This window comes from Streptomyces boncukensis (assembly GCF_011045075.1).
Lineage (GTDB): Bacteria > Actinomycetota > Actinomycetes > Streptomycetales > Streptomycetaceae > Streptomyces > Streptomyces boncukensis.
The window spans coordinates 1-9385 of the sequence record NZ_JAAKZZ010000298.1 but is presented as its reverse complement, the minus strand read 5'-3'; the positions used below and the strand labels follow the sequence as shown (position 1 = coordinate 9385).

Annotated in this window: 6 protein-coding genes; all 6 read right to left on the bottom strand. The window is 72.0% G+C overall.

Annotated elements, in window-relative coordinates:
• On the bottom strand, window positions 1-2778 hold a 2778-nt coding region (locus G5C65_RS24215; RefSeq protein WP_165301033.1), incomplete at its 3' end, for an exo-rhamnogalacturonan lyase family protein.
• A gap of 146 nt (window positions 2779-2924) precedes the next feature.
• A complete protein-coding gene (locus tag G5C65_RS24210; protein WP_165301032.1) occupies window positions 2925-3512 on the bottom strand; it encodes a hypothetical protein in 588 nt (195 codons plus the stop codon).
• Window positions 3513-3515: 3 nt separating this feature from the next.
• Window positions 3516-4400 carry a carbohydrate ABC transporter permease gene (locus tag G5C65_RS24205; protein ID WP_165301034.1) on the bottom strand — a complete coding sequence of 295 codons (885 nt, stop codon included), beginning with the start codon at window positions 4398-4400 and terminating at the stop codon, window positions 3516-3518.
• Window positions 4355-5344: an ABC transporter permease subunit gene (locus G5C65_RS24200; RefSeq protein ID WP_165301031.1), complete on the bottom strand. Its 990-nt coding sequence runs from the start codon at window positions 5342-5344 to the stop codon at window positions 4355-4357. The genes G5C65_RS24205 and G5C65_RS24200 overlap by 46 nt, the downstream gene beginning before the upstream one ends.
• Window positions 5341-6612: an ABC transporter substrate-binding protein gene (locus tag G5C65_RS24195; protein WP_165301030.1), complete on the bottom strand. Its 1272-nt coding sequence runs from the start codon at window positions 6610-6612 to the stop codon at window positions 5341-5343. Before G5C65_RS24195 ends, G5C65_RS24200 begins: the two co-directional genes overlap by 4 nt.
• A gap of 141 nt (window positions 6613-6753) precedes the next feature.
• A partial coding sequence (locus G5C65_RS24190) for a carbohydrate-binding protein (RefSeq protein WP_165301029.1) occupies window positions 6754-9385 on the bottom strand: 2632 nt, incomplete at its 5' end.

The following is a 9385-nucleotide window of genomic DNA, read 5'->3' as shown; positions in this document are numbered from 1 at the left end:
GCCGGGGCCGGGGAGGTGGTCTCCGATCAGCGCGAGGTTCTGGATGGCGGCCAGCGCGTACTGGGCCGTGGTGTTGGTGTCGACCCACGCCGCCTCCTCCCCGGGGACCAGCGCCTGCGGCCCGTCCAGCTTCTCCGTGCGCCACGGCGAGGACTCCGTATAGCCCCAGGGGTCCTTCGTGTAGAACTCCCGCCAGGCGCGCCGGGCCATCCCGGCGTCGCCGGTACGGGCCGCCGCGTACGCCGTGAGGCGCGAGTGGCCCTGCTGCAGGACGGCCGACCGGCTCAGGTCCTCGCCCAGCTCCCGCTCCATCGCGGCCCCGCCCGCCCCGTACAGGCGGCAGTACTGCAGCCAGGCCCGCTCGAAGTCCTCGTCGCCGGTCAGATGGATCAGCTCGGCGCAGACCTCCACCTGCCCGAAGACCGCGCTCAGATGGCTGACCTCGACCGCGTCCGGGTTCTCGGCGCTGAACTCCGCCGTGTCCAGGTCGTAGCGCACGCCCTTGGTCCAGAAGCCCTTGGGCAGCGCCGCGATGGTGCGCATGGTGGTGCGCAGCCGCCGCTCGGCGCGCTCCGCCCGCGGGCCCCCGCGCTCCCACTCGGTGAGCCAGGCCGCCGCGATGCCGCTCCAGTCGGTGCCCATGCCGACGGAGAGGGCGTTCCGGTCGGGCTCGTACACGTCGTCGCGGACCTTGCGGAGCGGGTCGAGGACGAGGAACGTCTCGTCGGAGTCGACGAGGGCCCGCATCAGGTCGCCGGTGCGCTCGTCGGCGGTGAGGAAGTAGTAGGGCCTGCGGTAGACGGCGGTGGAGATGCGCTGCTGCTTGGCGCTGTCCGCGAAGTGCTGGACGCCGTGCCGGGTGCCGAGCCCGGCCCACTCGCCGAGGTGGTAGACGTCCACCTCGCCGGTGTGCCGGGTCATGGCCTCGGCGAAGCGGAAGACGTCGGCCCGCCCGGAGCGGAGGTAGGCGTACCACAGCCACAGGTCGGGCGAGAGCTCGGAGTTGTCCCAGGCGTAGCCGCCGACGTCGTAGCGCCACTGGTGGCGGTCCTCGTCGTAGCTGTGCATGACATCGCCGTGGTCCCAGAAGCCGTACCAGCGGCGCTGGTCCGCCTGGTCCCGGTAGTAGCCGAAGAGGAAGTCGAGGTGGTCCTCCAGCTTGGTGCGCCCGGCGCCGGAGCGGTCGGCGGGCGCGAAGAGGCCGCCGAGCACCTTCGCGCCGGCCAGCTGCTCCGGCGGCGCCGCGAGCTGCGGGGGCGTGCGCACCGCCGCCGCCTGCCGGGCCAGTTCCCCGGCGGACGGGGTGGCCTCGTTCGCCCAGAACATCAGCTCGCTGGTGCGGGCGATGCCGTACGGGGTGCCGAACTCCGGCTCGTAGTCCTCGTAGGTGATCTCCAGGCCCTCCAGCTGCTTCTCGTAGCTGTCCTGGCCCAGGCCGTCGTGGTAGAAGCGCAGGTCCATCGGCTGCGCCTCGGGGGACCACAGCCAGACGGTGGCCTCGGCCTCGTCGCGCGCGGCGCCCCGGATGTCGAGCCCGGCGGGAAACCGCCGCCAGAAGTCCCGCAGGCCGAAGGAGAGCCCGCCGCCCGCACCGCCGAGATAGCCGAAGCCGGCGGCGCGGCGTCCGCCGCCCGCCGCGATCCAGCCCCGGCCGGGACCGGTCCGCTTGCGGACGGTGAAGCCGTCCGCCGAGAGCTGGCTGAGGGTGTAGTCGCCCCAGGTGGGGATGAGGTCCAGGCGCTTGGTGACGCGCTCGTCCCAGCTGGCCGGGTCGGGCAGCTTCGCGCCCTTGACCTGCGCTGTGCGTATCGCCTGCCCCGGGTCCCTGCGCAGCCCGGTGACGCCCTTGACGGCCTCGGTGAGCATCCCGTCGCCCTCGCCGCCCAGCCGGATGTGCCGGTCGTAGGTCTCGTCGCGCAGCGGGACGGTGAAGCGGACGCCGAGGCCCCGGATGAAGTCCTTTCCGGCGTCCCCGTCGTAGGTGAGGGTGTGCACCATGCGGACCGCCTCGGAGCCCGCGTAGAAGTAGAGCCGGACGCTGAACGGCAGCCAGGCCCGCCCCCCGTTGCCGTCCTTGCCGCCGCCGTCCTTGCCGCCGCCGTGCTTGCCCTCGACGCGGACGACGGCGCGGACGGGGCCGCGCTGCTCCACGGTGGCCTTCTCGATACGGCTGGTGAAGCGGTGCCACTTCGTGCTGCCCGTGTCGCCCTCGGCGGGCTCCGACTGCCGCAGCAGCACCAGGTGGCCGTCCCTGGCGACCTCCGTGCCGCCGCGGCGCAGCGACCGCACCAGCGCCCTGCCCCGGGTGCCGATCCGAGCCGTCAGCGCGCCCGTGTCGACGGTGACGGTGCCGTGCCCGCCGGTCACCCGGACGGCCCGCGCGGGCTCCGCCGGCGCTCCGGGCCGCAGGGTGAGGGTCCCGGCGCCGGACGCCGCCGGGCCGACGGCGTGCGCGGTCCACTTGAGGGTGCCGTCCGGCCAGTAGGCGGTGGGCCAGGTCTGGGCGGCGACCTGGGTGCCGTCGTCGGCGACCAGGCTGAAGTCCTGGCCAGCCCGCACCTGGCCGCGGGGCCAGGGCACGCCGAAGGTGGAGCCGGGCGCCGCGCCGAGCCCGCCGTCCTCCAGCCAGCGGACCCGGACCGGGTCCGGGCCGCCGCCCGCCGCGCTGTCGGGGGGCGGGGGCTGCGCGGGCGCGGCGGCGGCGGTCCGGGGGAGCTGTGCGGACACGCCGGCCGCGGCGGCGGACATCAGGACGCCGCGTCGGGGGATGTCGGGCATCGGAACGCACTCCAATCAGAGGACTGTCGCTTGCTGGGCAGGGGCTGCCCCTGGCTGTGCTGTGCGGACTGCGGGCTGCGGGCTGCGGGCTGCGGGCTGCGGGCTGCGGGCGTGTGGTAGCTGGCCGCGCCCCTTCGGGGCGGGGCTCATCTGTCGCGGATCGCCACCGCGCAGGCCGTCAGGGCGCCGAGGGCCGGGGCCGCGAGCGGGGGGAGCATCCAGGCCGAGGCGGCCACCACGACCCAGCCCGCCGCCACCAGCAGGGCGCCGGGACGGTCGGTGAGCAGGGTCTGCCGCACGCCCGCCAGGGCGCAGGCCCGCCAGTCGCCCCCGGGCTCGGGGTCGTCGGCGGGCCGGTAGCGGGCCGCAGCGCGCACCCCGCCCACGAGGAGCACGAACGCGGCGGCCAGCCCGGTCAGCGCCCACAGCGGCGCGCCGGGCAGCGCTCCGGAGGACGCCACGTACAGGTCCCAGCCGAGCAGCGCCAGCGCCGCGCACCACAGTGCGGACAGCCGCCAGCCGGTGCGGGTCGCGGCGCGCAGGTCGGCGAGGTAGTCCCGCAGCCGCGAGCGGTCTCCGGCCAGGTGCCGCTCCAGGTGGGCGGCGCCCGCCGCGAACGCGGGGAGCGCCGTCACCAGGGGCAGCGCGGCCAGCGCGATCCACACGCCGGTCAGCAGGCACTCCGCGAACAGCGCGAACCGGCCGGAGTGCAGGGAGCGGGTCACCGAGGCCATCGCTCACCCCTTCAGACCGGAGGTCGCCGCGCCCTCGACGAGGTAGCGCTGGAAGACGAGGAAGAAGAGCAGCACCGGCAGCAGCGCGACCAGCGACATGGCGATCATGCCGCCGTAGTCCTGGATGCTGTCCTGGTCGATGAACATCTTCAGGCCCAGCGACACCGGGTACTTCTCCGGCTCGTTGAGGTAGAGCAGCGGGCCCATGAAGTCGTTCCAGGCCCAGATGAAGGTGAAGATGGCGCTGGTGATCAGGGCCGGGCGGCACAGCGGGAGGGTGATGTTCCAGTAGATCCGGGGGTGTCCGCAGCCGTCCAGCCGGGCCGCCTCGTCCAGCTCGCGCGGCAGGCCCCGCATGAACTGCACGATCAGGAAGACGAAGAACGCGTCCACCGCCAGGTACTTGCCCAGCAGCAGCGGGACATAGGTGTTGATGAACCCCGCCTTCTGGAACATGATGTACTGCGGAATGATCAGTACGTGGTACGGCAGCAGCAGCGTCCCGATCATCACGGTGAACAGCGCGTTCCGCCCCGTGAACCGGATGCGGGCGAACGCGTACGCGGCGAGGGACGCCGAGAGGACGACGCCGGCCACCGAACCCAGCGCCAGCACCAGCGAGTTGACGAAGAACGTCGAGACGGAGATCCCGGCGATGCCGTCCGCGAGGCGCCGGTAGTTGTCCAGGATCGGGTCCGGCGGGAGGAGCTGCAGGCTGCCGACGATCTCCTCGTTCGGCTTCAGCGAGCTGCCGATCACCCACACCACCGGGTAGAGCAGGACGGCCAGCAGGGCGAGCGCCCCCAGGTGCCAGGCGATGGACCGTACGGCTCGGGTGCGCGTCACCGCTCGCTCCCTTCGTAGTGCACCCACTTCTTCTGGGACCAGAAGAGGACGGCCGTCACCAGGCCGACCGAGAGCAGCAGGGTCCAGGCCATCGCGGAGGCGTAGCCCATGCGGAGGTTCACGAAGCCCTGCTCGTAGAGGTAGCCGGTGTAGACCAGCAGCGAGTCGGCCGGGCCCCAGCGGCCGTTGCTGACGACCAGGGCCGAGGCGAACACCTGGAAGGAGTGGATGGTCTCCAGGAGGAGGTTGAAGAAGACCACCGGGGACAGCATGGGCAGGGTGACGGACACGAAGCGCCGCCAGGGGCCCGCGCCGTCCACCTCCGCCGCCTCGTACAGCTCCCGGGGGATCTGGTGCAGCCCCGCCAGGAAGATCACCATCGGGGCGCCGAACTGCCACATGGTCAGGGCCACCAGGACGTAGATCGAGGTGTCCGGGTTGCCCACCCAGCCGCCGATGTCGACGCCGAACAGCCGCTGCGTACGGTCCACGATCGCGTCGTCCGAGAAGATCGCGCGCCACACGATCGCGATGGACACGCTCGCGCCCACCAGCGAGGGGGCGTAGAACGCGGCGCGGTAGAACGCCTGGCCCCGGCGGCGGCTGCTGAGCAGCAGGGCCGCGCCGAGCGCCGCCAGCAGCTTCAGCGGGGTGCCGATGGCGACGTACTGGAGGGTGACCTCCACCGACTTGCGCCAGCGGGGGTCCGCGAACATGTCGCTGAAGTTGTCCAGGCCGATCCACTGCGGACTGTCGAAGAGGTTGTAGTCGGTGAAGGAGAGGTAGAGGGAGGCGAGGGCCGGGCCCGCGGTCAGCAGGACCAGGCCCGCGAGCCAGGGGCTGAGGAAGAGATAGCCCGCCAGGTTCTCGCGGCGCCCCAGCCGCCGCCCCGAGACGCCCTTCCCGGCGCCCTTCCCCGCGCCCTTCCCCGCGCCCTTCCGGGGGCTCCCCGGTCTCTTCCGGGGGCCCGCGGTCGCGTCGCTCACGAGCCCAGGGCCGTCTCGGCCTCGGAGAAGAACTTGTCGACGCCGTCGTCCACCGAGGTCGAGCCGATGAGCACCTCGTCCCCGATGCGGAGGAAGGCGGCCTCGACGATGTCGGCGCCCGCCGGGTGCGGGGTGATGGGCTCGATCCGGTCCTTGACCCGCTCCTCGTAGTCCGCGATCTCCTTGTCCACGCCCTTCGGCCGGTACGCCTCGAACTGCGGCTCGGTGGCCAGGACGCCCCGGTCGTAGCCCATGATCTTGCCGACCTCGGGGTCGTGCACCATGAAGTCGATGAACTTCGCGACTTCCGCGCGGTGCTTGGTGCGGGCCGAGCCGCTCAGCATGAGCGAGGAGAGGTACTGGCCGGTGCGCTTGCCGTCGGTGGTCGGGATGGGGGCCAGATCGATACTGGCGTCGGTCTCGCTGGTGTAGCGGACCAGGAAGTTGTCCCAGCTGAACTCACCGGCGGAGAGCTTCCCCGAGAGTGCGGGCTTGGGCCGGGCCTGCTGGACCTTCTTCGGGCTGGTGAAGTGGCCCGCCTTGGTGCGCCGGAGGTTGTCCGCCCACCATTTCTTCAGGTCGGCCTTGGAGAACCCGAGGCCGTCCTCGGTGAAGAACGCCTTGTCCTGCTGGCGCAGCACCAGGTCGTAGAGGTACATGACGGACGCGTTGCCGCTGTCGCCCGCCAGCTTGCCACTGCCCTTGGAGATCTTCTCGATCCCCGCGTAGTAGTCCTTCCAGGTCCAGCCGTCCTTGGGGGTGACGCCGGCCTTCTTGTACTCCTCGGTGTTGTAGAAGAGGCCGAAGGTGTTGGCGCCGACCGGGATGCCGAGCAGCTTGCCGTCGACCTCGCCCGCCTTCTCCAGGCCGTTGCGGAAGTCGTCCGTCTTCAGGTTTCCCTGCTCGACCTGGGGTTTGAGGTCGAGGAGCACGTTCTTCTTGTCGTACTTGCGCAGGAAGGCGTGGGAATTCTGGAACACGTCCGGCGGATTGCCGCCCGCCGCCTGCGTGTTGAACTTCTTCCAGAAGTCCTCGTACTCCTGGAAGTCCGCCTTGACCTTGATATCCGGGTGCTTCTTCTCGAACAGCGCGATGGTCTTCTTGATCAGATCGGCGCGGTGCTGCGCGCCCCACCACGAGTAGCGGATCTCGGTCTTTCCGCCCGAACCCCCGTCACCGGAGCCACAGCCGGATGCCAGGAGGCCGAGGGCCACAAGGCCCACCCCCGCCGCTCTCCACGCCCGTGTCCCAGTGCCTCGTCCAGCCATGCCACGCCCCTTCTGAGCGGTCAACTTGCGCGTTTCGACAGGAACTTGAAACGTTTTAAGCTCGCATGCGACCGCTGAATTTAGGCGGCCGGGACGGGGGCGTCAATGGGTCGGACGACATTCGAAATCCCGATCACCCGCTCACACGGGGCGGGCCAGCGGGGTGACGGTGATCCGGTCGAGGACCGGGGCGTACGGGGAGCGCTGGCCGTACTGGTTGTAGCTCTCCCCGTCGAAGTCGGGCAGCTCGGCCGAGGTGAACCGGATCGCGTTGCGGCCCTCCTCCAGCTCGACCGGGACCGTCAGTTCGCGGAAGTTGTTGAAGTGGAAGGTGGTGGGGAACAGCACCCGCACCGGCTCGGCGCCGTTGACCGCGACGTCGGCGTGGCGTGCCACCGGATCCGGGTTGTAGTGCGTGGCGGGCGCCTGCTGGGCGTTGGAGTAGCGGATGGCGAGGGCGTGCTGCCCGGCGCGCCCGGCGGTGACCTGGAGGGTGAGCGCGTTGTCCGGGCCGTCTCCGACGTCCGTGACCGCCCGGCCGCCCGTTGCGAACGTGTATTCCCGGGTGACCCTGGCCGCGCCGGTCAGCTCGCCGTCCTCGGCCTGGTGGACGGAGGGGGTGAGCACCCCCTCGGACGGGGTCACGCGCAGCCGGTCCACGCCCAGCGCGCCGGATGTCCCGGCCAGTGTCAGCTTGTTGAGGCCCGCGCCCAGCACCACCGCGACGGTCGACGTGCCCGCCCGCTCCCCGCCGACGGCGACGTCCGCGAGCCGCTCCTCCCCCAGCGCCAGCGAGGCCGTGCCGCCGCCCAGGTGGTCGACGCGTACGGCGGTCTCGCCCGCCTCGGCCGCGTGCACCCAGAACACGGCGCGGGCGCCGTCGCGCAGCACGGCGGTGCCGATGCCCCGCGCGCCCGCACGCCCGTACTCCAGCGCCGCGCCCCCGCCCCGCAGTTCCGCGTACGCCGCCTCGTACGCGGTCACGCCGGGGCGTTCGGCGCGCAGCGCCAGGTCCAGCTTGTCGACGATCGCGTCGCCGCGCGTCTCGCCCAGCCGGGGGTCGCGGGCCGCGAGGGTCAGCGTGTGGCGGCCCCGGGACAGCTCGACGCGCGCGTCGGTGTGGTCCCACACGACCCACTTGTAGCCGAGCGGCAGCAGCAGTTCCTTCGGGTCGCCGCCGTCGACGCGCAGGAACACATTGGTCGGGCCCTGCTCCTTGACCAGGTCGTACTCGTTGTAGGAGTTCGCGAAGACGCTCAGGTCGTAGGTGCCGTCCTGCGGGACCTCCACCTCGAAGGTCAGGACGACGTCGGAGCCGGTGCGCAGCCCGCCCACGTCGTAGCCGCCCGAGGTGGCGAACTTCGCGACGTTCTCCGGGCTGCCCTCCGGCCCGTTCCGCGACCAGCCGCTGCCGGTGTGCGCCGCGTCCTCCGCCTCGTAGGTGCGGCGCCAGAGCAGGGTGGGCTCGCCCAGCGGGCCGCCGCCCTCGCCGGGCGCGAGCAGCAGCTGGTACGCGGACATCTCGCGCATGCCGCCGACCGGGACGGTGAGGGTGCCGTCCTCCCCCGGCTCGATCCGTGCGTCCCGCAGCAGGGGCGCGGGCGCCGCGTCGCCGACCTGCCCGCTCCACGGGATCTCGTGCAGCGTCGCACGCACCGTGCGGCCGAAGACGCCGGGGTCGATCCCCTTGACGACGACCTCGGCGCCGCCGTCCGCCCCGCCGAACAGCACCCGCGCCTGCCGCTTGCCGCGGTCCAGCGCGGCGACGCCCTGCAGGGTGTACTGCTCGCCCGGATGCGGCGCCGTCACCTCGACGGTGTCGCCGGTCAGCGCGCCGTAGGCGTGGTAGAGCCACCACTGCGCGTTGCCGCCGGAGGCCATGACGGCGGAGTCGCCGAGGTTGCCGTCGATGTTCCAGTACGCGAGGTCGGCGTCCACCTTGGACTCCTCGATCGCGGCGATCCACTGCACCATCTGGCCGGGCACGGAGATGTGGTAGTTGTACGCGTACTCGTTGATGTTGACCGGCAGCGGTCCGATGCCCAGCTCCTTCTCCCAGCGGCGGTACTTCGCGACGCTGGTGCGGATCGTCGCCGGGGTGGACAGCTCGTGCCAGGTGACGATGTCGGGCAGGACGCCGTTCTCCTTGGCGAACTCCAGGAAGCCCTTGACCTCGTCGTAGAGGATGCTGGTGTTCGGTCCGGCGATCCGCGCCTCGGGGTCCAGGCCGCGGATGAGCGCGTGGACGTCCTTCCACGCGGCGAAGTACCGCCGCGGGTCGTCCCGCCAGGACACCCTCTCGTAGCTCCACTCCCCCGTGCCGAACATATTGCCCTCCGGCTCGTTGAAGGGCACGTAGACCAGGTGGCGCCGGTAGTCGGCGCCGACGGTGAGGGCCTGCTCGACCTGGGTGCGGATCCGCTTCATGAAGTCGCCGAGCCGCTCCTCGCCCGTGACGCCTGGCCACTGGTAGGGGAAGCCGCGGTAGATGTCGGTCATGTAGACGTACAGGTCCGCGCCGCCCGCGTCGACGAAGGGCCGCAGGACCTCCAGCGCGTCGGCGCCCGGGTGCTGGACGCCGTCCTGCGCCTTGGTGCAGACGGTGCGGATGTGCATCCCCTCCAGCACGGTGCGGGTCGGCACGCCGTCGCCGTACACGCCGTACAGGGAGCCGGCGGCTCCGCCGTGTACGGGCCCGGTGCCGGCGGAGAGGTCGACGGTGAGGGACTCGGTCGCGGCGCGGGCCCTTCCGGAGCCGGCGGGGGTGAGGGGG

Excerpts from the sequence above, each read along its gene's own strand:
- G5C65_RS24210 (WP_165301032.1), bottom strand. The coding sequence starts at position 3,512 with ATGGCCTCGGTGACCCGCTCCCTGCACTCCGGCCGGTTCGCGCTGTTC.
- G5C65_RS24195 (WP_165301030.1), bottom strand. The coding sequence starts at position 6,612 with ATGGCTGGACGAGGCACTGGGACACGGGCGTGGAGAGCGGCGGGGGTG.